General features: G+C 68.0%; 21 protein-coding genes. 9 read left to right on the forward strand and 12 right to left on the reverse strand.

What is annotated here, in order from left to right:
- Window positions 1-14: 14 nt before the first annotated feature.
- Genes ABL838_RS15715 through ABL838_RS15725 form a run of 3 tightly spaced genes read left to right on the forward strand, consistent with a single transcriptional unit; the run spans window position 15 to window position 2,253 of the window.
- Window positions 15-1,520 carry an efflux transporter outer membrane subunit gene (locus ABL838_RS15715; protein ID WP_418121113.1) on the forward strand — a complete coding sequence of 502 codons (1,506 nt, stop codon included), beginning with the start codon at window positions 15-17 and terminating at the stop codon, window positions 1,518-1,520.
- Window positions 1,517-1,897: a RidA family protein gene (locus tag ABL838_RS15720; protein ID WP_369662282.1), complete on the forward strand. Its 381-nt coding sequence runs from the start codon at window positions 1,517-1,519 to the stop codon at window positions 1,895-1,897. The genes ABL838_RS15715 and ABL838_RS15720 overlap by 4 nt, the downstream gene beginning before the upstream one ends.
- The gene (locus tag ABL838_RS15725) at window positions 1,897-2,253 is read left to right on the forward strand and encodes a hypothetical protein (RefSeq protein ID WP_418116448.1); all 357 of its coding nucleotides are present in this window, start codon (window positions 1,897-1,899) and stop codon (window positions 2,251-2,253) included. Before ABL838_RS15720 ends, ABL838_RS15725 begins: the two co-directional genes overlap by 1 nt.
- Here ABL838_RS15725 and ABL838_RS15730 read toward each other — a convergent pair.
- From ABL838_RS15730 to ABL838_RS15745, 4 genes are all read right to left on the reverse strand, one after another.
- Window positions 2,217-3,290 (reverse strand): phospholipase, encoded by a 1,074-nt coding sequence (locus ABL838_RS15730; protein ID WP_418125869.1) that lies wholly within the window; start codon window positions 3,288-3,290, stop codon window positions 2,217-2,219. The two genes, ABL838_RS15725 and ABL838_RS15730, sit on opposite strands and share 37 nt — an antisense overlap.
- 47 nt (window positions 3,291-3,337) lie before the next feature.
- Window positions 3,338-5,713: a Tex family protein gene (locus ABL838_RS15735; protein WP_418116450.1), complete on the reverse strand. Its 2,376-nt coding sequence runs from the start codon at window positions 5,711-5,713 to the stop codon at window positions 3,338-3,340.
- Between the two features lie 81 nt (window positions 5,714-5,794).
- Window positions 5,795-6,775, reverse strand: a complete 981-nt coding sequence (locus tag ABL838_RS15740; RefSeq protein ID WP_418121114.1) for a sensor histidine kinase — start codon at window positions 6,773-6,775, stop codon at window positions 5,795-5,797.
- A gap of 8 nt (window positions 6,776-6,783) precedes the next feature.
- On the reverse strand, window positions 6,784-7,578 hold the full coding sequence (locus tag ABL838_RS15745) for a LuxR C-terminal-related transcriptional regulator (RefSeq protein ID WP_126020026.1): 795 nt from the start codon (window positions 7,576-7,578) through the stop codon (window positions 6,784-6,786).
- 370 nt (window positions 7,579-7,948) lie between these two features.
- On the opposite strand from ABL838_RS15745, the gene ABL838_RS15750 reads away from it, so the two are divergent.
- The 4 genes from ABL838_RS15750 to ABL838_RS15765 all read left to right on the forward strand — a co-directional run bounded on the left by ABL838_RS15750 (window position 7,949) and on the right by ABL838_RS15765 (window position 11,002).
- Window positions 7,949-8,464 carry a hypothetical protein gene (locus ABL838_RS15750; protein WP_369662275.1) on the forward strand — a complete coding sequence of 172 codons (516 nt, stop codon included), beginning with the start codon at window positions 7,949-7,951 and terminating at the stop codon, window positions 8,462-8,464.
- A 58-nt stretch (window positions 8,465-8,522) separates the two neighbouring features.
- Entirely contained in the window at window positions 8,523-8,885 is a 363-nt protein-coding gene (locus ABL838_RS15755; RefSeq protein ID WP_418116453.1) for a GIY-YIG nuclease family protein, read from the forward strand.
- Window positions 8,886-8,993: 108 nt separating this feature from the next.
- The gene (locus ABL838_RS15760) at window positions 8,994-9,566 is read left to right on the forward strand and encodes a DUF2239 family protein (protein ID WP_184637798.1); all 573 of its coding nucleotides are present in this window, start codon (window positions 8,994-8,996) and stop codon (window positions 9,564-9,566) included.
- Window positions 9,563-11,002 (forward strand): MATE family efflux transporter, encoded by a 1,440-nt coding sequence (locus ABL838_RS15765; protein ID WP_418121115.1) that lies wholly within the window; start codon window positions 9,563-9,565, stop codon window positions 11,000-11,002. Before ABL838_RS15760 ends, ABL838_RS15765 begins: the two co-directional genes overlap by 4 nt.
- A gap of 12 nt (window positions 11,003-11,014) precedes the next feature.
- On the opposite strand, the gene ABL838_RS15770 is transcribed toward ABL838_RS15765, so the two are convergent.
- Window positions 11,015-11,491, reverse strand: coding sequence for a VOC family protein (locus ABL838_RS15770; RefSeq protein ID WP_126020037.1), 477 nt, complete (start codon window positions 11,489-11,491; stop codon window positions 11,015-11,017).
- An 82-nt stretch (window positions 11,492-11,573) separates the two neighbouring features.
- Window positions 11,574-12,605 (reverse strand): hydroxyacid dehydrogenase, encoded by a 1,032-nt coding sequence (locus ABL838_RS15775; RefSeq protein ID WP_418121116.1) that lies wholly within the window; start codon window positions 12,603-12,605, stop codon window positions 11,574-11,576.
- A 112-nt stretch (window positions 12,606-12,717) separates the two neighbouring features.
- Between ABL838_RS15775 and ABL838_RS15780 the strand changes: the two genes are divergently transcribed.
- A complete protein-coding gene (locus ABL838_RS15780) occupies window positions 12,718-13,248 on the forward strand; it encodes an HD domain-containing protein (protein ID WP_418121117.1) in 531 nt (176 codons plus the stop codon).
- A gap of 287 nt (window positions 13,249-13,535) precedes the next feature.
- Window positions 13,536-13,982, forward strand: a complete 447-nt coding sequence (locus ABL838_RS15785) for a hypothetical protein (protein WP_126020044.1) — start codon at window positions 13,536-13,538, stop codon at window positions 13,980-13,982.
- 105 nt (window positions 13,983-14,087) lie between these two features.
- On the opposite strand, the gene ABL838_RS15790 is transcribed toward ABL838_RS15785, so the two are convergent.
- The 6 genes from ABL838_RS15790 to ABL838_RS15815 all read right to left on the reverse strand — a co-directional run bounded on the left by ABL838_RS15790 (window position 14,088) and on the right by ABL838_RS15815 (window position 20,983).
- Window positions 14,088-15,569, reverse strand: a complete 1,482-nt coding sequence (locus tag ABL838_RS15790; RefSeq protein WP_418121118.1) for a flavin-containing monooxygenase — start codon at window positions 15,567-15,569, stop codon at window positions 14,088-14,090.
- Window positions 15,570-15,582: 13 nt separating this feature from the next.
- On the reverse strand, window positions 15,583-17,208 hold the full coding sequence (locus tag ABL838_RS15795) for an MFS transporter (RefSeq protein WP_418121119.1): 1,626 nt from the start codon (window positions 17,206-17,208) through the stop codon (window positions 15,583-15,585).
- Between the two features lie 61 nt (window positions 17,209-17,269).
- Complete coding sequence (locus ABL838_RS15800) at window positions 17,270-17,908, reverse strand: PqiC family protein (protein ID WP_418121121.1); 639 nt, start codon at window positions 17,906-17,908, stop codon at window positions 17,270-17,272.
- The gene (locus ABL838_RS15805) at window positions 17,905-19,557 is read right to left on the reverse strand and encodes an intermembrane transport protein PqiB (RefSeq protein ID WP_418121123.1); all 1,653 of its coding nucleotides are present in this window, start codon (window positions 19,555-19,557) and stop codon (window positions 17,905-17,907) included. Before ABL838_RS15805 ends, ABL838_RS15800 begins: the two co-directional genes overlap by 4 nt.
- On the reverse strand, window positions 19,554-20,336 hold the full coding sequence (locus ABL838_RS15810; protein ID WP_126020054.1) for a paraquat-inducible protein A: 783 nt from the start codon (window positions 20,334-20,336) through the stop codon (window positions 19,554-19,556). Before ABL838_RS15810 ends, ABL838_RS15805 begins: the two co-directional genes overlap by 4 nt.
- Complete coding sequence (locus tag ABL838_RS15815; protein WP_184637782.1) at window positions 20,333-20,983, reverse strand: paraquat-inducible protein A; 651 nt, start codon at window positions 20,981-20,983, stop codon at window positions 20,333-20,335. The genes ABL838_RS15810 and ABL838_RS15815 overlap by 4 nt, the downstream gene beginning before the upstream one ends.
- Window positions 20,984-20,998 lie beyond the last annotated feature (15 nt).

Below are 20,998 nucleotides of genomic sequence, written 5' to 3' on the forward strand. Positions count from 1 at the left end.
AATCGGAACAACCAGTGAAGACAAAGAAGACAAACCTGGCGACGCCCGTGGCGGCCGGCATTGCGGCGATGCTGCTGGCCGGCTGCGCGGCCGGCCCCGACTACGCCCGCCCGCAGCTGAACCTGCCCGAGCGATATACCTCCGCACCACCCGCGAGCAAGGAAGCCGAAGGCGTGCCGCTGGCGCGCCTGTCGCCCGAGCTCGACGTGCCGGCCCAGTGGTGGCAGGCCTTCCGCAGCGAGCCGCTGAACGCACTGGTCACGCAGAGCCTCGCCGGCAACCCGACCATCGAGGCGGCCGATGCCGCCCTGCGCGCGGCGCAGGAGAACGAAGCCGCCGACCGTGCCGCCTTCTGGCCCAGCGTGGCGCTGGGCTACTCGCCCACGCGGCAGCGCGTGGCCAGCGCGGTGGCGAGCCCGGTGTCGTCCAACGCGAGCCTCTACACGCTGCACACGGCGCAGGTGACGGTGTCGTACACGCCCGACGTGTTCGGCGGCACCCGCAGGCAGGTGGAAGGCGCGAAGGCGGAAACCGAGGAGCAGCGCTTCGAGAGCCTGGCCGCGAAGCTCACGCTCAGCAGCAACGTGGTGACCGCCGCGATCACCGAAGCCTCGCTGCGCGCACAGCAAAGCGCCACGCTGACCATCATTGCGGGCCAGAAGGAGGTGCTGCAGGCCTACCGCAAGCAACTGACGCTGGGTCAGGTGGCGCCGGCCGACGTCGACGCTCAGGAAGCCGCACTGGCCGCCACCGAAGCGACGCTGCCGCCGCTCGACCGGCAACTGGCGCAGCAGCGCAACCTGCTGGCCACGCTGGCCGGCCGCTTCCCGAGCCAGGGCGTGGAGGCGCGCTTCGATCTCGATGCCCTGCATCTGCCGACGGAATTGCCGCTGACCTTGCCCTCCAGCCTCGTCGAGCACCGCCCCGACGTTCGCGCGGCCGAGGCGCAGCTGAAGTCGGCGAGCGCCGCCATCGGCGTGGCGGTCGCGGCACGGCTGCCGAGCGTGACGCTGGGCGTGAACTCGTACGGCTCGTCGGCCTACAAGCTGTCGGACCTGTTCAAGGCTTCCTCGCTCTTCTGGACCGTGGCCGGGAGCGTGACGCAGCCCATCTTCGACGGCGGCGCGCTGAAGCATCGCGAGGCCGCCGCGCGCGCATCGTTCGACCAAGCGGCCGCGCAGTACCGCGCGACGGTGCTCGCCGCCTTCCAGGACGTGGCGAACACGCTCGAAGCCATCGACGCCGACACTCGCGCGCTGCAGGCGGCGGTGAAGGCCGAGCGCACGGCCTCGCAGAGCCTGGCGCGCACCCAGGCGCAGGTGCGGCTGGGCGACGCCAGCGCGCTCTCGCTGCGCATCGCGCAACAGGCGCAGCAGCAGGCGCTGCTGAATCTGGTTCAGGCCCGCGCGCTGCGGCTGACCGACGCGGCCGCCCTCTTCCAGGCGCTGGGCGGTGGCTGGTGGAATGCACCCCAAGCTGCCATCGTCTCGTCTTCTTCCATCTCTCCCGCATCGCCATGAACATCATTCGCCACGACATGGGCCCCCGCTTCAGCGAGATGGTGACCGTCGACCTGGGCGCCGCGCGCCTGCTGTACCTCTCGGGCCAGGTGGCCGAGAACCCGTCGCTGGACATCACCGGGCAGATGCGCGAGATCCTGCGCCACATCGACCGCCTGCTCGCCACGCAGGGGGCGACCAAGCAGGACCTGGTAAGCGTGACGATCTACCTGCGCACCGTGGGCGACTACGCCGCGATGAACTCGGTGTGGGACGAATGGGTGCCCGCCGGCCATACCCCCGCGCGCGCCACGGTGGGCGCGAAGCTGATCGACTCCGAGTACCGCGTCGAGATCCAGGCCACGGCGGCGATCGCTGCGACAGGGCCGGTGCCGTGATGCGCTCGGCCCTCCTCTGCGCGCTGATGCTGGGCGGCTGCTCGGCCTTCGATGCGCACTCGTTCGACCGCTCGGCCGGCTGGCGCGCTGCCGAGGTCGTCAGTGTCGGGCGCGCGGGCGAGCTTGCCGCCACGGTCGATCGCGATTGCGGCTCGGACGGCGGTGCCGCGGTGCCCTACGCCGTCGTGCGCTACCGCAACGGCGGCGTACACAGCCGCTCGCTGGGCACCGGGCGATGGCCTGCGGGCGCCCGGCTCAATGTAGGCGATGCGGTGGAAGTGAACGTGCTCGACTGCGCCCTGCCCCTGGCGCTGCCGGGTCAGAGCGGCAGCAGCTCGGGCACGCCGTCGCGCTGAAGCCAGCCCTCGAACTCGTCCGACAGCCGCCGCGCCTCGCGCGTGGCGCGGCCCCATGCCGCGATGCGCGCCTGCGCGTCGTTCGCGAAGTGGATGAAGTCCTTGCGGTCGGGCAGCTTGCCGTTGGGCAGCGTGCGCACCCATTCCGGGTCGGGCGCGAGCACCACCATCCGGTCGAGAAAACCGCTGGCCTTGTGGCGCCAGCGCAGGCCCTTGTCGAGCCAGCCCGGCACCACCGCCTGCTGGAAATGCGGATACAGCACGATGCCCTCGTCGGCCGGCTGGTAGTCCAGGTGCAGGTGGTAGTCGGTGATGCCGCCGTCCCAGTAGGCGCCGCGCGGCGCGCCGGGAATGTCGTGCACCGCCGCCAGCAGGAACGGAATGGAGCACGAGGCCTGCAGCACCATGTTGAAGTTGGCCTCGCTCAGCGCGTGCTGGCGCGTACGGAAGTCGCGCGTGGCGAAAGGCAATGCCGCGCCGGGCGTGGAGAACACGCAGCGCTCCAGCCACGCGCCCAGGCTCTTGCGGTGCAGGCTGTTGGTGGCGAAGGCGCCCAGGTAACCCACCGGCGTGCGCGCCTTGCCCTCGCGCCCGAGGATGTGACGGCCGCGCGATGTCACCACGTGCAGCCGGTAGCGCGGATGGCTCAGCACCTCGGCGATGCGACCGCCGTAGAACGATTCGAGGCTCTCTGCGAAGCGTTCGCTGAGCTGGCGCGGGCTGAGCTTCTTCTGCCCCGGCGGCACCTCGAACTGCTGGTGCACGTAGTCGTGCTCGAAGCGCTCGAATGCCGCGTCGGAACCCGACAGGCAGGCCGTCGACAGCCGCCACGCGCCGATCGACGCACCCACCAGGTGCACCTGCTGGCTGGACTGCGGCAGCCAGCGGCCGAAGATGAAGCGGTCCAGCGGCCCGAGGATCAGCCCCTTCGGCCCGCCCGCCGCGCCGGGGATGGTGCGCACGTCCTGCGGACGCAGGCCGTGCTGCGCGATGTGCTTGCGGGCCGCGGGGCCGGCGTAGATGCGCAGGGCTTTCATCGTCATGCCGGTCGCGTCAGCAAGAAGCGTGCATCGTCGACGCCTGCTTACTTGCGCAGCCCCTGCAGCTTGGCGAAGGCATTGGCCATCTGCCCCGCCGGTTGCGGCGAGCTGTCGCGGCGGCCGTGCTGCTGCTGGCCGCGTCCTGCCCCTTCGAAGCGGTTGTCACGCGGGCCGTCGCGGCGCGCGGGCGCCGCATCCAGCTTCATCGACAGGCCGATGCGCTTGCGCGCCACGTCCACTTCCATCACCTTGACCTTGACGATGTCGCCGGTCTTCACAACCTCGCGCGCGTCGTTCACGAACTTGTGGCTCAGCTGGCTCACGTGGACCAGTCCGTCCTGGTGCACGCCGAGGTCGACGAAGGCGCCGAACTGGGCCACGTTGCTCACGGTGCCTTCGAGCACCATGCCCTCCTTCAGGTCGGCGATGTCTTCCACGCCGTCGTTGAAGCGCGCCACCTTGAAGTCGGGGCGTGGGTCGCGGCCGGGTTTCTCGAGTTCGCCCAGGATGTCCTTGACGGTGATGACGCCGAACTTCTCGTTGGCGAAGAGTTCGGGCTTCAGCGTCTTGAGCATGTCGGCGCGGCCCATCAGCTCGGCGATGGGCTTGCCGGTCTTGACGATGATCTGCTCGACCAGCGGATAGGTTTCAGGGTGCACGCCGGTGATGTCCAGCGGGTCGGCGCCACCGCGGATGCGCAGGAAGCCCGCGCTCTGCTCGAAGGCCTTGGGGCCGAAGCCGGTCACGTCCAGCAGCTGCTTGCGGGTGGAGAAGGCGCCGTTGGCTTCGCGCCAGCGCACCACCGCCTTCGCCACGCTGGCAGACAAGCCCGACACGCGGCTGAGCAGCGGCACGCTGGCGGTGTTCAGGTCGACGCCCACCGAGTTCACGCAGTCTTCGACCACGGCCTGCAGGGTGCGGGCGAGCTCGCTCTGGTTCACGTCGTGCTGGTACTGGCCCACGCCGATGCTCTTGGGGTCGATCTTCACGAGTTCGGCCAGCGGATCCTGCAGGCGGCGCGCGATGGAGGCGGCGCCGCGAAGGCTCACGTCCACGTCGGGCATCTCCTGCGAGGCGAACTCGCTGGCGGAGTACACCGAGGCGCCGGCCTCGCTCACCACCACCTTGTCGACCTTGAGCTCAGGGGCACCGGCCTGCGCGGCCATCTTGGCCAGCAGCTTGATGAGGTCGGCGGCGAGCTTGTCGGTCTCGCGGCTGGCGGTGCCGTTGCCGATGGCGATCAGGTTGACGCCGTGCTTGGCGCACAGCTTGCCCAACGTGTGCAGCGAGCCTTCCCAGTCCTTGCGCGGCTCATGCGGGAACACGGTGGCGGTCTCGACCAGCTTGCCGGTGGAATCGACCACGGCCACCTTCACACCGGTGCGGATGCCGGGGTCCAGGCCCATCACCACGCGAGGGCCGGCGGGCGCAGCCAGCAGCAGGTCGCGCAGGTTGTCGGCGAACACTTTGATGGCGACCTTCTCGGCGTCTTCGCGCAGGCGGGTGAACAGGTCGCGCTCGGTGGAAAGCGCGAGCTTCACGCGCCAGGTCCAGGCCACGCACTTGCGGATCAGGTCGTCGGCCGGGCGGCCCGAATGGCTCCAGCCCAGGTGCAGCGCGATGCGGCCTTCGGCGATGCTGGGCTTGCCCGGCTCGGGCTCCACCGGCAGCACCAGCTTGGCGTCGAGGATCTCGAGCGCGCGGCCGCGGAACACGGCCAGCGCGCGGTGCGAAGGCACGCGGCCTATGGGCTCGTCGTATTCGAAGTAGTCGCGGAACTTGGCGACGTCGGCGTTGTTCTCGTCCTTGCCGGCCATGAGGCTGGAGCGCAGCAGGCCCTCGTTCCAGAGCCATTCGCGCAGGCTCTGCACCAGCGCGGCGTCTTCGGCCCAGCGCTCGGAAAGGATGTCGCGCACGCCGTCGAGCACGAACGGCACGGTGGAGAAATCGGGGCCCGGCTTGCCGTCGTCCAGCGTGGTGGCGGGTTGCAGGAAGGCCTTGGCTTCCACGGCGGGGTCGAGCGTGGGGTCGGCCAGCAGCTTGTCGGCCAGCGGCTCGATGCCGAATTCGCGGGCGATCTGGCCCTTGGTGCGGCGCTTCTGCTTGAACGGCAGGTAGAGGTCTTCGAGCTCCTGCTTGGTGGGCGCCAGCTCGATGGCGGCGCGCAGCTCGGGCGTCAGCTTGCCCTGCTCGTCGATGGCCTTGAGCACGGCCACGCGGCGGTCCTCGAGTTCGCGCAGGTAGGAAAGGCGGGCTTCAATCTCGCGCAGCTGGGTGTCGTCGAGGCCATCGGTGGCTTCCTTGCGGTAGCGGGCGATGAATGGAACCGTGGCGCCTCCGTCGAGCAGTTCGACGGCGGCCTTCACCTGGTTCTCGCCGACCTTGATCTCGACGGCGAGCTGGCGAATGATTTTCTGCATGTCTTGAGCGCGTCCCTGGCAAAGCGCGGGAGTTTGCCATAGGCGGGGACGGCATCCGCCCCGGGCAAGCCGGCGGGCGTGTTACAGCTTGCTTTCAGATTCCGCCCGGGCGACGGCCTCGCACGGCACCACCAGGCGCACGCACAGGCCGTGCGGCGCAATGGGGCCGATGTCGAGTTCGGCACCGATCGCCTCGGCGCGCGAATGCATGCTGCGCAGCCCCTTGCCAAGACTGCCGGAGGGGCCCGCGTCCCCGGCCGGCGCGCTCCCGGCCGGGCTCAGCCCCCTGCCGTTGTCGCTCACCTCGAGCACCATCGCCCGGCCCTGCTCCTGCGGCGCGACGCGCAGCTCGACGCGGGTCGCGCGGGAATGGCGCAAGGCATTCGACAAAGCCTCCTGCGCCACGCGGCAGACCTGCGACGCGGTCTCCGCAGGCATCGGGAAGCTTTCAGTCTCGGCCGAGATGTTCCATACGAAGGCGACGCCCATGCGCTCGAACGCGGGGCGCAGGCGGTAACGCAGGTGGCCCAGCCGCTCGACGACGGTGCTGTCGCCCTGGTCGTCGAGGTCGTCCACCGTCATCTGCAGTTCGAGCAGGCAGGCCTGCAGCGCCATCGAGAGGCTGCCGGGGCCGCCCGATTTCGGGTCCTGGCTGGCCAGCAGCGCCACGAGCCGGGAACCGACGCCGTCGTGCAGGTCGTTGGCGATGCGGCGGCGCTCGGCCATCACCGCCTGCGCCTGGCGAAAGCGCGCGGCCCGACGCTGCGAGACGTACCAGATGCCCAGGATCATTCCCAGCACCAGCACGTTGGCCGCCTGCAGGGCCCAGAAGGCGAACGGCATGTCGCTGGCCATGACGGTGACAGCGGAGCCTGCCCTGATGGCCTGCGCTGCGACCGGCGTCAGGTGCAGCGCGCCCGCGAGCGCGGCCCATGCCAGCAGCCGGCGTCGCGAGACGTGCTGGCGCAGCCAGACGAGCAGTACGCACCACGAGCCGATCGACAACCACACGAACTGGTCTTCCAGAAGATGCGGAAGCTGAAGGACCTGCGGCGCGAGCATGGCATGGCCTAGAGAAGTCCCCGATGGGAGGCGAAGCTCACGGCCTGCGCGCGGGTGTGCGCATGCAGCTTGCGGTAGATGTTCTTGACGTGCGCGTTAACCGTCTGGGCACTGATGGTTAGCTGCAAAGCGATCTCTTCGGTTACGTAGCCCGTCGCTACAAGTCGCAACACTTCGCGCTCCCTGGCGGATAACGTCGCCTTGCTGTCCGGCGGGCGCACCGGGTTCACGTTGGAGCGCTTGTGATCGAGGTGCACGAGCAGCCGGCGGGCCAGCCGCGGGGTGATGGCGGCACCGCCATTGACCACCTGCAGCACGGCCTGCGCATAGCTCTGGAACCACGCGTTCTTGACCAGGTAGCCGGAGGCGCCGAGCTCGAAGGCATGCAGCACCTGAGGCTCGTCCTCGAGGGCGGAAATGACGATGATCTCGGCCGCGCTGCGATGGCGCTTGGCCTCTTCGATCAGCTCGAATCCGCTGCCGTCTCCGAGGCGGATGTCGACCATCAGCACGTCGAACTCGTGCTGCATCAGCAGCCGCCGTCCTTCGCGCAGCGTGCCTGCCTGCCCTTCGAGCTGGATGCGCAGATCGCCCAGCAATTCCTGCGCGATGACGCGGCGCACGAAGGGGTCGTCGTCCACCAGCAGGACGCGCACCGGCTTGGTCTGTTGCCCGGTCAGGAAGTCGGGCCAAGGGAGGGTATCCGCGGACGGTGAAAGTAGTCCGCCGAACTGGCCAGGGTTGGTGTATTTCCTAGCGGAGTTGCTTGAATCTGTCAACGAAACGTCGAGATCGCTTTCCATTTCAGCCCCTTTGTGACAACTAGTCCATCTTGTTCGTTTCCAAAAGTTAATTCATTTCTACTCAGATTTTTATCTTCAGCTTTTTTGATTACTTTGGTTGCATCTTGTTGCGATTGACTACTCGAGTCAAGCAAAAGTAGTAATTCTCCCTTTGGGCGGCGCATGTAATACCAGCCCGCTGCTCTCTTGAAGCGCTGCTCGACATGTCTTTTGCCATAGCCTCGCTCTACCCAGCAGGGCCCTTTCTTCCCCCGTTTCCCGGGCGCCGAAGAAGCATTTCGGCTGACATCTGGCCCTTCCGGACCGCCTCGCTGATCGCCGGCTGATCGCGAAGCGGCCCGCGGCCCCTTGCGTGCCTTACCCTCGCGCAATGACATTCCTTGCGCGCGTGCTGCGCGTACTGCGTGCCCTGCTCCGCGCCATCGGCACCGCGCTCATCGTTGCGCTGCTGCTCTTCGAGGAGTGGGGCTGGGAGCCGCTCGCGGCCCTTGCTGCGCGGCTGTCCCGCCTCCCCCTCTGGGCCGCGCTCGAGGAACGGCTGCGCCGGCTGCCGCCGTGGGGTGCGCTCCTGGCCTTCTTCGTGCCGGTGCTGTTGCTTCTGCCGGTGAAGGTGCTGGCGCTCTTTCTCTTCAGCCGTGGCCATGCGGCGACCGCCCTCACGGTGCTGGTGCTGGCCAAGCTGGTGGGCACCGCCATCGTGGCGCGGATCTTCCAGCTGGTCGAAGGGCCGCTGATGCGCATTCCGTGGTTCGCCCGCTGGTATCCGCGGTGGAAAGCCTGGAAGGACCGCGTGCTCGACCTCGTCCGGCAGAGCCGTCCTTGGCGCCTTGTGCGGGCACTGAACAGGCGCATGGCTCGCGGCTGGCGGCGGTTCAGGGAAAGCTGAACTCCATTTTTACCCGGATGTATTGCCGTTCTAATTTAATCCGGGTAATATTTGGGGCATGAACCTGTCCACGGAAAACCGCCGCGCCCTGATCCGGCAATACAAGGAAAACCCGCGCCCGGCCGGCGTCTACGCGATCCGCAACAAGCTCAGCGGCCGCGTCTACGTGGCCGGCAGCCTCGATGTGGATGGCGCGATGAACCGCGCGCGCTTCGAACTGAACATGCGCTCCCATCGCAGCAAGGCGCTCGGCCAGGACTGGATCGCGCATGGCGCCGAACATTTCAGCTTCGAGGTGGTCGACCGCATCAAGGAGCGCAAGGACCCCGGTTTCGATCGCAAGGCCGAGCTCGAGAAGCTTCTTTCGCTATGGCAGGAAGAGCTTCAATGCTTCGGCGCGAACGGCTACAACACACCCTGAGCGCATGCGCGACACATGGCGACGAGATGGCGCGCATCGAAGCGCGGCAGCGAGTAGATTACGCACCTCGTTTCGCTTGGTACCCCCCAGGAACAAACAAACATCCGAATGTCTTCCGACACCCCGACAACCACTTTGACCGTGTTCTTCGGCTTCCAGCGCGTGGCACACGGCAGCAAGACCGAAGTGCTCGAACAGCTGAGCCGCCGCGACGACCCCGGCCCGTATCTCGTGTTCGATGACCAGACCGGCGCCCAGCTCGACCTCGACATGCGCGAGCTTCCGCCCGAGCTGCGCTACCCCGAGGCCGAGCCGCATCGCGACGATGCCCCGCGCGGCGTGGGCCGCCCCAAGCTCGGCGTGGTCGCTCGCGAAGTCACGCTGCTGCCGCGCCACTGGGACTGGCTCGGCCGCCAGCCCGGCGGCGCCTCGGTCGCGCTGCGCAAGCTGGTCGAAGACGCGCGCCGCGTGAACGCCGAGCGCGACACCGTGCGCGCAGCGCAGGAAGCCGCCTACCGCTTCATGACCGCGATCGCGGGCAACCTGCCCGGCTTCGAGGAAGCCACCCGCGCGCTCTTCGCCGGCGAGGAGCAACGCTTCGCCACCCTGATCGACCCCTGGCCCGCCGACGTGCGCGCCCATCTGCAGAAACTCGCGGCCGCCGGCTGGAACCATCGATGAGAACGACAACCGAGACGACCGGCACCGGCAGCGGCAACAGCCCCGGTGCCGGCCAGAGCGGCCTGCAGGGCGTGCCCGTGTCGCCCGTCAACGCGCCGCGCCCGCTGTGGAAGGTCTTTCTCTTCTTCCTCGCGCCGATGTTGCTCAGCAACATCCTCCAGTCGCTCTCCGGCACGCTCAACAACGTGTACGTGGGGCAGATGCTCGGCGTGGGCGCGCTCGCGGCGGTGTCGAGCTTCTTTCCGGTGATGTTCTTCTTCATCGCCTTCATCATCGGCCTGGGGGCCGGCGCCTCGGTGCTCATCGGCCAGGCATGGGGTGCGCGAGACGTCGCCAAGGCCAAGGCCGTGGCCGGTACCACGCTCACCGTCGGCGTGCTGATGGGGCTGGTGATCGCCGTGTTCGGAGGCGCGTTCACCACGCCGATGCTGGCCGCGCTGGGCACGCCCCCCGACGTGCTGGCCGACTCCACGCGCTATGCCCGCATCATGCTGATCGCGATGCCCGGCGTGTTCATCTTCCTGCTGGCCACCGCGATGCTGCGCGGTGTGGGCGACACCGTCACGCCGCTGCTCACGCTGCTGATTTCCACGCTGATCGGCCTGGTGGTCACGCCCGCGCTCATCCGCGGCTGGGGCGGCCTGCCGCAGCTCGGCGTGGCCAGCGGCGCGTGGGCGTCGGTGCTGTCGTTCGCAGTGGCAACCACCTGGCTGGGCTTTCGCCTGCGCCAGCGCAAGAGCCCGCTCGCGCCAGACGCGGAATTCATGCGCAACCTGCGCATCCAGCCGCACCTGCTGAAGGCCGTGCTGCGCATCGGGGTACCCACGGGGGTGCAGATGATCGTGGTGGCGCTGGCCGAGGTGGTGCTGCTGTCGATGGTCAACGGCTTCGGCTCGAACGCCACGGCCGCCTACGGCGCGGTGAACCAGGTGGTGGCCTACGTGCAGTTCCCGGCGATCTCGATCGCGATCACCGCGTCGATCCTCGGCGCGCAGGCCATCGGCGCGGGCCGGGCCAACCGGCTCGGCGCCATCGCGAAGACGGCGCTGCTCATGAACCTGGTGCTGACCGGCGGCCTGGTGCTGCTGGGCTACCTGTTCTCACGGCCGCTGATGGGCTTCTTCATCACCAGCGCGCCGGTCATCGAGATCGCGCAGACGCTGCTGCATATCATGCTGTGGAGCCTGGTGGTCTTCGGCATGGCTTCGGCGCTGTCGGGGATCATGCGCGCCAGCGGCTCGGTGCTGGTGCCCACGCTGATCTCGATCTTCTGCATTCTCGGCGTGGAGGTGCCGGTGGCCTGGGTCATGAGCCACCGCATCGGGCTCGATGGGGTCTGGGTGGCCTACCCGGTGACCTTCGGGGCGATGCTGCTGCTGCAGACTGCCTACTACCAGCTGGTGTGGCGCAAGAAATCGATCCACCGGCTGGTGTAGCCGGCGCGCCGGCTACTTGCCGTCGAAGGCCCGCTGCACCTGTGCGAGGTCGAGCTTGACCATCTTCATCATGGCCTGCATCGCGCGGTTGGCCTTGGCAGCGTCCTTGTCCTGGAACATGCGGATCATGGCCTTGGGCGCGACCTGCCACGAAACGCCATAGCGGTCGGTGAGCCAGCCGCACTGCACCGGCTGGCCACCGCCTTCGAGCAGCCTGTCCCAGTAGTAGTCGACATCGGCCTGCGTCTCGCACGGCACGAACATCGAGATGGCCGGGTTGAACTTGTACTCCGGGCCGCCGTTGAGAATCATGAATTCCTGCCCGTCGAGCTCGAACGTCGCGGTGAGCAGCGAGCCCTTGCGGCTGGGATTGGCGTCGCCCCACAGCAGCGTGTCGGTCACGCGCGAGTTCGGAAAAATGCTGCTGTAGAACTTCAGCGCCTCTTCTCCGTTGGTGTCGAACCAGAGACAGGGAACGATCTTCTGCATGGGACTCCTTCGCTTCTGACGATGAACCTGATAGTTCAGTATCCAGGCGTCGCAGGCCCCCTGTCAACCCGTGCGACGCCTGTCAGCGGGAAGTTCCCATGGGCCCGGCTCTCGAGGCGCCTGCCCCGAAGGCCTTCCGCCAGCGATAGGCCTCGGCCGCATTGACCGCGCCTTTCGGCGCTCTGCCCTGGAAGATCTCCGCGAGTTGCGACACGGTTTCCATCGCCTGGTGCTCCACCGCCGGCGGCGTGAGCCCGCCGATGTGGGGCGTGGCGATCACGCGCGGATGCGCCGCCACATCCGGCGAAGGCATCTGGTCGGGTGCGCGGCCCACGTCGAGCGCGCATCCAGCGACCACGCCTGCGTCCAGCGCCGCTAGCAACGCACGCTCATCCACCAGGTTTCCGCGCGAGGCATTGATGAAGAAGGCGTGGGGTTGCATCGCGGCGAACGCCCGGGCATTCATCATGTTCTCGGTCGCCTCGGTGGCGGGCGCGAGGCAGACCACGAAGTCCGATTGCGCCAGCAGCGCCTCGAAGCTCACCTGCTCGAACTCCGCCCGATCGGTAGCCGTGTACGGGTCGTGCACGACGATGCGCATGTTCAGCGCCAGCGCGACATCGCAGAGGTACCGGCTGATCTGCCCGTAGCCGATCACGCCCAGCGTGCTGCCGCGCAGTTCGCGCCCCATCGCGGGCGGCGGCAGGCGGCCCGCGTGGTAGCTCGCGGCGGAGGCACTGATGCCCCGGCCCAGATCGATCATCGCGCCTACGATCCATTCCGACACCGAGGTGATGAACCCTGCGCTCGCCTGCGTCACCAGCACGCCATGCCGGCTGGCGGAAGCCACGTCGATGTTGCGGATGTCGATGGCGCAGCGCACGAAGGCCTTGAGCTGTGGCAGCGCCGCGAACAGCGCCTCGTCGCCCACCGTCTGGCGGTAGGAAATGATCGCGTCGCAGTCCTGCGCCAGATCGGCGAGCTCGCGCGAGGAAAGTTCGGCGTCGCTGGGATTGAGGCGAACCTGCGCGATGGCCCGAAGGGCGGCGGTGGCGCGGTCGCCGAAGTAGTTGGCCAGCTTGGCTGGCGGATGGCTGACGAAAACCGTGGTCATGAAAAAACTTCTGTTCGGGAAGAAAGACTGGCCGCGAGCATCATGCCGCCGCAAGCGCCAGGACCGTGCGCCGCCACGAAGGCAGAATGGAAAAATCTACAGGACGCGCCGCATGACCATAACCTCGCAGACACCCGACGCCGCCCGCGCTTACGCCGTCGAAATGCATGGCGACCAGAAATACGGCATCCATCCGTACGTGCACCACCTCGACGCCGTCGCCGCCCTGCTCCAGCCCTACGGCGACAAGGCGCGCGTCGTCGGCTACCTGCACGACGTGGTCGAGGACACGGCAGCGACGGTGGCGGACGTGCGCTCGCGCTTCGGCGACCTAGTCGCTTCCTGCGTCGCGCTGCTGACCGATGCGCCCGGCGCCAACCGCAAGGAGCGCAAGGCCAGGACCTATGCGGCGCTGGCCGAGGTGAAAGGCGACGAGGAACTCGCGCTGCTGGTGAAGGCCGCCGACCGGCTGGCCAACGTGCGCGCCTGCGTGGCCGACGGCCAGCGCGCGCTGTGGGACACGTACCACGGCGAGCACCCGACCTTCAGGGCAGCTGCGTTCAGGGCTGGGCAATGCGATGCGCTGTGGATCGAGCTCGACACGCTGCTCTCGCCCTCTAGCGCCCCAGCAGCGACGCCCTGACAAGGGCCGCGCCCGGTTGGTTCGCCCCTGACAGGCGAGCGATCTTTCGAGGGCAAGGCGCTTGTCGTGGTCCGGACAGACGGGCCACGCGCCCTGCGCCGGCCAGCCCGAGCCTGTAATGGTGCGAAATTGATTGGCGCCCGAATGGACGCCACAGTGCACCGACTTCAGTTCTCCGGAAAGCCAGAAAGGGGTCAGGTTGCTGGCAGCCCCCTATCCGGGCACGCATCCGGAAGAAGTCGGGTACATCCATTTCAGTAACGCAATCAATCGAACTGGAGGGCTAAATGGGCATTGTGTTTGCAGAAAACTGGGACAACATCGATGGACTCAGGGCAAAACATGGCGATTGGTATGAGGACACATACAACACCCTGGGCGATGCCAGCTACCAGCAGATAACCGCCATGCTGAATACATGGGCGGACAGAGAAATTGCCAATGGGCACGCAGTCGAACTGCACGAATTGGCCGTTGCCGTATTGAGCGACAGGCTCAAGGTCACAGTGGAACTGGGCTTCCACCAACGTCAGACTTTCAGGGGGCAGGACTACTTCCACATCACCGTGATTCACCCGGATGGATGGAAAGCCCACCTGTTCAGCCGTGCGGCGATCTATATGGGCAGCGTCGCGCACATCGAGAAAACGATCGAAGGGGGAACCAAAGTTCCCACCGTCTACGAAAAAAGAATCTACGTGCAGCCTCAACAGCCCTACACGCCGTTCGTTTGAGTCTCGCAAGTTCGAGGAAGGGCAGCCCACGGCCGACGGTGTGATGTCAGCTGGCGCATGACGCCATATGAATTCCAGTTCGTTTTCCTCGAACTCCGGCAATAGCTAACCAGCACGCCGATTCGTGAACTCCATCACCCCGTCGTCCACCGAACCGAAGCGCAGGCTCACCAGATCGCGCGCGTAGTTCTGGTACACGCGCCACGGCGCGCGCGAGCCCTGCTTCGGAAACCTGTCCACCGCGCGCTGCACATAGCCCGAAGAGAAGTCGAGCCAGGGCTCGGGCGCCAGCGCCGGGTCCGTGTTGCGCGGCGTGCATTGCCTCCAGCCTCGCTTCTCCATGTGGTTGAGCAGCCGGCAGACATACGCGCAGGTCAGGTCGCTCCTGAGCGTCCACGAGGCGTTGGTGTAGCCGAACGACGAGGCCAGGTTGGGCACGTCGCTGTACATCATTCCCTTGTAGCTGAAGGTCGCGGCCGGTTCCACGCGACGGCCGTCCACCTCGAGCTGCACGCCACCGAGCACCTGCAGTTCCAGCCCGGTGGCGGTGACCACCACGTCGGCCTCCAGCTCCCTGCCCGACTTCAGCCTGATGCCGCCCGGCGTGAAGGTGTCGACGTGGTCGGTGACCATCGAAGCGCGCCCTGCCCTGATGGCCGCGAACAGGTCGCCGTCGGGAACCAGGCAAAGGCGCTGGTCCCACGGGTTGTAGCGCGGCGTGAAATGCGTGGCGATGTCGTAGTCGGGGCCGAGCGCCTGCCGTACGCCGCCGAGGATCATCTTCTTCGCGTAGTCGGGCTTGCGCCGGGCGAGGCGGAAGAAGTACATCGACAGCAGCACGTTCTTCCAGCGCGTGAGGCCGTAGGCCAGCCCGGCCGGGAGGATGCCGCGCAGCCTTCGCGCGATCGGGTCCTGCGCCGGGCGCGCGACGACGTAGGTAGGCGAGCGCTGCAGCAGCGTCACGTGGCCGGCCGTCTTCGCCATCGCGGGCACCAGCGTCATCGCGGTCGCGCCGCTGCCGATGACGACCACGCGCTTTCCGCCGTAGTCCAGGTCCTGGGGCCAGTGCTGCGGATGGACGATGCGGCCCGTGTAGTCGCCGATGCCCGCGAAGTCGGGCGTGTAGCCCGCGTCGTACCTGTAGTAGCCGCTGCACAGGAAGAGAAAGTTGCAGCGCAGGCGCAGCGGAAGCTGCTCGGGGCCGCGCTCCACGTCCACGCTCCAGCAGGCCTCCGGCGTCGACCACGAGGCTCGCACCACGCGGTGGTTGAAGCGGATCCTGCGGTCGATGCCGTGCTGCGCCGCCGTCTCGCGCAGGTAGTTCAGGATCGACGGCCCGTCCGCGATGGACTTCGCCTGCGTCCACGGCCGGAACGAATAGCCCAGCGTGTACATGTCGGAGTCCGAACGCACGCCCGGATAAAGGAACAGGTCCCAGGTGCCGCCGCTGCGCTCACGCCCTTCGAGGATCGCGTAGCTGCGGCCCGGGCAGTGCTTCTGCAGGTGGTAGCCGGCACCGATGCCCGAGAGGCCGGCGCCGACGATCAGCACGTCGAAGTGCTGCTGTTGCTCGCTCTCTTCCCGCATCGGTCGTGCCCTTTCACTTCTTGCCGTCCGTGCCTCCTGCCGCCGGTGGAGTGCTCCGGATCATCAGCCACGCGCTCAATGCGCTGAGCACGGCCAGCGCCGCGCTCGACAACATCACCCAGCGAAAGCCCGCGACGAAGGATTCGGCCACCGCGCGTTTCACGGCTGCCGCAGTGGCCGCGTCCGCGCCCGGAGGGATCGCCGCGCCCGCCAGCTTGCTGCGCTCGCCTTCGAGAAATGCCGTCAGTTGCGCCGTCGCGCCCATCTCGCGCAGATGCCCGGCCAACGCGGTGTCGAAGGCCCAGGCCATGAGCGCGCCGAACACCGCGATCGCCAGCACCGCAGCCGCGCGCGACACCGCGTTGTTCACGCCAGAGGCCACGCCCGCCAGGTCTGCGCCGACCGCGTTCATCACCGTGGTCGTCAGCGGTGCCACCGTCACCGTCATGCCGAAGCCCAGCACCACCACGGCCGGCAGGAAGCCGCTCCAGTAGCTCGCGCCCACGCCCGGCAGCGCGAACAGCGCGAAGCCCACAGCGGCAATCGCCGGCCCGATCACCAGCGGCATGCGCGGCCCGAAGCGGTCGACCAGCTGCCCGGCCCATCCCGAGAGCGCGAACATGATGAAGATGAACGGCAGCAGCGCCGCCCCCGCCACCGTGGCCGAGTAGCCCTGTACCTGGATCAGGTTGAGCGGAAAGAAATACAGCCCGCCGCCCAGCGCCGCGTAGAGCAGCAGCGTCAGCAGGTTGGCGCCGCTGAAGTTGCCGATGCGCAGCAGCTCCAGCGGCAGCATCGGCGTGCGCGCCTTGCGCTCGGCGACGAAGAACGCAACGCTGCCCAGCACGCCGATTGCGAGCGCCGCAAGCACCGCCGCCGAACCCCAGCCCTGCGTCGGCGCCTCGATGAAGGCGTAGACGATGCCGCCGAGCCCGGCCGTCGCCAGCAGCGCGCCCCACAGGTCGAGCCCGCCGCTGGCGGAAGCTCCGCGGCTCTCGGGCACGTGGCGCCACACGATCCACAGCACCAGCAGCGCCATCGGCACATTGATGAGGAAAGCCCAGGTCCACGAGAAATGATCGACCAGGAAGCCGCCCAGCACCGGCCCCACCGCCGCCGTGATGCCGCTGAAGCCCGACCATGTGCCGATGGCCTTGCCGCGCTCCTTCTCCGGATAGGCCGCGCTGATGAGCGCCAGGCTGCCCGGTACCAGCAGCGCGCCGCCCACGCCCTGCACCGCCCGCGCCGCGATGAGTTGCTGCACGTTGCCCGCGAGCGCGCACGCCACCGACGACAGCGCGAAGATGCCGACGCCGATCGCGAAGATGCGCCGCCGGCCATAGTGATCGCCCAGCGCCCCGCCCACCAGCAGCAACGCCGCCAGCAGCAAGGCATACGACTCGACCACCCATTGCGCCTGGAAGGCTGTTGCGCGCAGGTCGGACTGGATGGCCGGCAGCGCCACGTTGACCACCGTGCCGTCGATGAAGGCCATGCTCGAGCCCACGATGGCCGCGGCCAGCACCCATGGCCTGGCAGCTTCAGGACAGTCGCTCCCCTCGCCCTCTCCCGCGCGGGAGCCATGAAGGCCATGAAGAATCAGCGTCTCTTCGCAGGGCGCCTTGCCGATCTGTGCCATGGGGTCTCCTTTTCATGGGATTCCGGTCTCGCACTGCCCCTTCAAGGGGAGAGAAGAAAACTCAGGTCGCGCAGGCGGTCGCCGACGGATTCGCCCGCGCCGCGCTCACGCTGCGCGCCATCGCGGCGGCCGCCGCCGAGGTCACGCGCTGTGCCCCCTGCGCCACCGCGTCCATTCCGCTGCCCACCGCCTCGCCGAGGCTCAGCTGGCAGACCACGGTGCGCGCCTCGTCCGAGCGCCGCAGCGTCCAGCTGAAATTCGCGTCCACGCGGCCGCCCTCGACCGCGTCGAACTGTCGCAGCTGCACCGCGATGCGCCACACCGGCTGCGAACTCTGCCGGCCGCCCTTGGTCACGTCGAGCGCGCCGAGCCGGCCGGCGATGCCGCTGGCCAGCGCGTCTCGCAGCTCGTTCTCGAAGGACGAGGCCCAGCGGTGCTGCTCCAGCACCTCGACCTGCGCGCTGCCGTTGGGCTGGCGCACGACCATCTGCGGCCGTGCGAAGCGCTCGGGCACGGCCACGGGCGCGAGCTCGATGTAGAGCGGCGCGGCGCTGCCGAGCGTCGAAGGCGCGGCATCGGCCGCGGCCACCGGGCTTGCCAGCGTGTAGTAGCTGTCGGGCTTGCTCGCGCAGCCCGCGAGCGCCGCCAGCGCTGCGGCCGCCGCAGCCACCGCCACGAATGAAAAGTGGTTCTTCTTCATTTCTTGTTGTCGTCCGGTTTGCCGCGCAGCAGCGATTCGGGATGGCGCTCGAGGTAGTCGGTCAGCACGCGCACCGAGCCTGCGGCGCGCGTGAGCTCCTGCAGCGTCTGGCGCATGTCCTGCTGCAGCGGCGAGTCGTCGGCCAGCGTGCGTTCGGCCGTGTTCACGGTCTTGCGCACGTCCTTCATGGCCGCGGCCAGCTCGGGCGTGACGTCGTTGTTGATGCGCTTCACCGTCTGCTCGGCGGCCGTGAGCGTCTTGTTGAGCGAAGCGAGCGTGGTGCGCAGGTCGCCCGCGATCTGCTCGTAGGGCACCTTGTTGAGCTTGGTCGCGATCTCCTGAACCTGCGACTGGATCTCGTCGAGGCTGTTGGGCACGGTAGGCAATTCGATCGGGTTCTTCGCCAGGTCGATCTTCGCCGGCGGCGCCTTCGGGAAGAAGTCGAGCGCCACGTAGACCTGCCCGGTCAGCAGGTTGCCGTTGCGCAGCTGGGCGCGCAGGCCCTTCTCCGCCAGGAAGCGCAGCCGCTCCTGCTGGGTGGAGCGCGACTCGGTGCCGCTCTCGCCCGCGCGGCGGCGCAGGCGGTCGGGGTAGACCTGCACCAGCACCGGCATGCGGAACTCGCGCTCGGCGCGGTCGAACTCCACGCCGATCGACTTCACCTCGCCGATCACCACGCCGCGGAAGTCCACCGGCGCACCCGGCGTCAGGCCGCGCAGCGACTGGTTGAAGTACATCAGCAGGGTCTGCGAGGGCCCGTCGGGCTCCTTCATGGCCGTGGTCTCGTCCTGCGCCAGCGTGAACGACGCGTTCTCCTTGGCCACCGGTCCCATCGCGTCTTCGGGCGCCTGGAAGGCGATGCCTCCGAGCAGGATGGTCGCCAGCGACTGCGTGCGCAGCGTGAAGCCGCTGGCGCTGAGCTGCGCGTCGATGCCGCTGGCCTGCCAGAAGCGCGTGTTCATGCCCACGAACTTGTCGTACGGCGCATTGATGAAGACGCGCAGCGTCACGCCGCGCCCGTCGCCGTCGAGCTCGTAGGCCGCCACCTGCCCGACCTTGATGCGGCGGAAGTACACGGGCGAGCCCACGTCGAGCGAGCCCACGTCGTTGGCACGCAGCAGGAACTGCTTGCCCGAGTCGTCGCGCGTGACGGTGGGCGGCGTCTCCAGCCCGGTGAACTCGCCCGCCGTTTCCTGCGACACGCCCGCGTCGGCGCCGATGTAGGCGCCCGACAGCAGCGTGTTGAGCCCCGAGATGCCCGAGGTGTCCAGCCGCGGGCGCACCACCCAGAAACGCGAGTCGGAGGCGGTGAAGCTCTGCGCGTCCTTGTTGAACTGCACCAGCACGCGCACATGAGAGCGGTCGCGCGCCAGGCGCAGGCTGGTGACCAGGCCGATCTGCACGTCCTTGTACTTCACGGCGGTCTTGCCGGCCTCCAGGCCCTCGGCGGTCTTGAAGGTCAGCACCACCTCCGGGCCACGCTCCATGATGATGCGCGCCACCAGCGTGATGCCCACCAGCGCGGCCACGATGGGAATCAGCCAGATCAGCGACGGCAGCCATTCGCGGCGGCGCACCACGCGTGGCTTCGGCAGCGGGGGCTGGCCGGATGGCTCCGGTTTGTCCTGGGGTCGGTCTTCTTCACTCATGCTGGTTTCTCGTCCCTGTTTTCATGTCCCTGCAGACGTTGCTCGCGCTGTGCGCCTTCTTCGTGGTCCTGCAGGATGGCCTGGTCTTCCCTGCTGTCCCAGGTGAGCTTCGGGTCGAAGCTCAGCGAGGCCAGCATGGTCAGCACCACCACCGAGCCGAAGGCCGCGATGCCCACGCCCGCGGTGATCACCGCGAAGCCCTGGATCTGCACCAGCCCCGTCAGCAGCGATACCACGAACACGTCGAGCATCGACCACCGGCCGATGATCTCGATGATGTGATAGAGCTTCGCCCGCTCGCGCCGGCGCCAGGTGCTGCCGCGCTGAGCCAGCACCACGAGCAGCAGCAGCACCGCGAGCTTGAACAGCGGCACCAGGAAGCTCGCGATGAAGACGATGGCGGCCAGCCCGTAGGCGCCGGACACCCAGAAATAGATCACCCCGCTCAGGATGGTGTCGTTCTGCGTGCCGAACAGCGTGCGCGTGATCATCACCGGCAGCAGGTTGGCCGGGATGTACATCATGCAGGCCGCGATCAGGAAGGCCCAGGTGAGCTTCAGGCTCTGCGGCTTGCGCGTATGCAGGTGCGTGCCGCAGCGGCCGCAGGCGTCGCCCTCCTCGGCGTCTTTCCAGACGGCGCCGCAATGGCGGCAGGCCATGTAGCCCATCGAGGCGGCGGTGGGAACCTTCGCATCCGCCTCATGTTCGTGGTGGTAATGCTCGCCGTAAGCCGCGAGGCTGCCGAGGCGCTGCCGGAGGTGGCCCTGCAGCTTCTTCATGCCGATGCTCCACCCTTCTCTTCTTCACCAGGTTCCTCGCCCTTCGGCCTGAACGCCATTCCCCAGAACGCACCCGGGTCGAAGGACAGCACCGCCGTCAGCATCACCGTGAGCGCCATGAAGGCCCACAGCGCCGGCCCCGGCACCACGGTCGCCATGCTCGAAAGCTTGACGATGGCCACGAGAACGCCGAGCAGGAACACTTCGATCATTCCCCAGGGCCGCAGCGACTGCATCGCCCGCACCAGCAGTGCGAAGCCCACGGGCCGGTGCTCGCGGCTCAGCGGAACCAGCAGGTACGCCAGGATGCAAAGCTGCAGGAAGGGAAAGAGGATGGTCGTGGCCAGCACCAGCAGCGCCACCACCGACATGCCTTCGGCGCTCAGTGCGACCACCGCGCCGGCCAGCGTGGTCTGGCTGCGCAGGCCCTGCAGCTCGATCTCGACGATGGGAAACAGGTTCGCGATGGCGAACATGATGAGGCAGGCCACCGTCAGAGGAAGGATCCGGCGCTCCTGCTCGCCCGGGTGCCGGTCGAGCTCGGTGCCGCAGCGCGGGCAGCGCGCCACGTCGCGCGGGCGCAGGGGCGTGCGGCCGTAGACCGCATCGCAACCCGGGCAAACCACGGTTTCAGGTACTTCCGTCATGGGTGAGTACCCTAA

It is taken from the genome of Variovorax sp. 160MFSha2.1 (assembly GCF_048305075.1).
Lineage (GTDB): Bacteria > Pseudomonadota > Gammaproteobacteria > Burkholderiales > Burkholderiaceae_C > Variovorax > Variovorax guangxiensis.

Excerpts from the sequence above, each read along its gene's own strand:
- ABL838_RS15720 (WP_369662282.1), top strand. The coding sequence starts at position 1,517 with ATGAACATCATTCGCCACGACATGGGCCCCCGCTTCAGCGAGATGGTG.
- ABL838_RS15725 (WP_418116448.1), top strand. The coding sequence starts at position 1,897 with ATGCGCTCGGCCCTCCTCTGCGCGCTGATGCTGGGCGGCTGCTCGGCC.
- ABL838_RS15730 (WP_418125869.1), bottom strand. The coding sequence starts at position 3,290 with ATGAAAGCCCTGCGCATCTACGCCGGCCCCGCGGCCCGCAAGCACATC.
- ABL838_RS15735 (WP_418116450.1), bottom strand. The coding sequence starts at position 5,713 with ATGCAGAAAATCATTCGCCAGCTCGCCGTCGAGATCAAGGTCGGCGAG.
- ABL838_RS15740 (WP_418121114.1), bottom strand. The coding sequence starts at position 6,775 with ATGCTCGCGCCGCAGGTCCTTCAGCTTCCGCATCTTCTGGAAGACCAG.
- ABL838_RS15745 (WP_126020026.1), bottom strand. The coding sequence starts at position 7,578 with ATGGAAAGCGATCTCGACGTTTCGTTGACAGATTCAAGCAACTCCGCT.
- ABL838_RS15750 (WP_369662275.1), top strand. The coding sequence starts at position 7,949 with ATGACATTCCTTGCGCGCGTGCTGCGCGTACTGCGTGCCCTGCTCCGC.
- ABL838_RS15755 (WP_418116453.1), top strand. The coding sequence starts at position 8,523 with ATGAACCTGTCCACGGAAAACCGCCGCGCCCTGATCCGGCAATACAAG.
- ABL838_RS15760 (WP_184637798.1), top strand. The coding sequence starts at position 8,994 with ATGTCTTCCGACACCCCGACAACCACTTTGACCGTGTTCTTCGGCTTC.
- ABL838_RS15765 (WP_418121115.1), top strand. The coding sequence starts at position 9,563 with ATGAGAACGACAACCGAGACGACCGGCACCGGCAGCGGCAACAGCCCC.
- ABL838_RS15770 (WP_126020037.1), bottom strand. The coding sequence starts at position 11,491 with ATGCAGAAGATCGTTCCCTGTCTCTGGTTCGACACCAACGGAGAAGAG.
- ABL838_RS15775 (WP_418121116.1), bottom strand. The coding sequence starts at position 12,605 with ATGACCACGGTTTTCGTCAGCCATCCGCCAGCCAAGCTGGCCAACTAC.
- ABL838_RS15780 (WP_418121117.1), top strand. The coding sequence starts at position 12,718 with ATGACCATAACCTCGCAGACACCCGACGCCGCCCGCGCTTACGCCGTC.
- ABL838_RS15785 (WP_126020044.1), top strand. The coding sequence starts at position 13,536 with ATGGGCATTGTGTTTGCAGAAAACTGGGACAACATCGATGGACTCAGG.
- ABL838_RS15790 (WP_418121118.1), bottom strand. The coding sequence starts at position 15,569 with ATGCGGGAAGAGAGCGAGCAACAGCAGCACTTCGACGTGCTGATCGTC.
- ABL838_RS15795 (WP_418121119.1), bottom strand. The coding sequence starts at position 17,208 with ATGGCACAGATCGGCAAGGCGCCCTGCGAAGAGACGCTGATTCTTCAT.
- ABL838_RS15800 (WP_418121121.1), bottom strand. The coding sequence starts at position 17,908 with ATGAAGAAGAACCACTTTTCATTCGTGGCGGTGGCTGCGGCGGCCGCA.
- ABL838_RS15805 (WP_418121123.1), bottom strand. The coding sequence starts at position 19,557 with ATGAGTGAAGAAGACCGACCCCAGGACAAACCGGAGCCATCCGGCCAG.
- ABL838_RS15810 (WP_126020054.1), bottom strand. The coding sequence starts at position 20,336 with ATGAAGAAGCTGCAGGGCCACCTCCGGCAGCGCCTCGGCAGCCTCGCG.
- ABL838_RS15815 (WP_184637782.1), bottom strand. The coding sequence starts at position 20,983 with ATGACGGAAGTACCTGAAACCGTGGTTTGCCCGGGTTGCGATGCGGTC.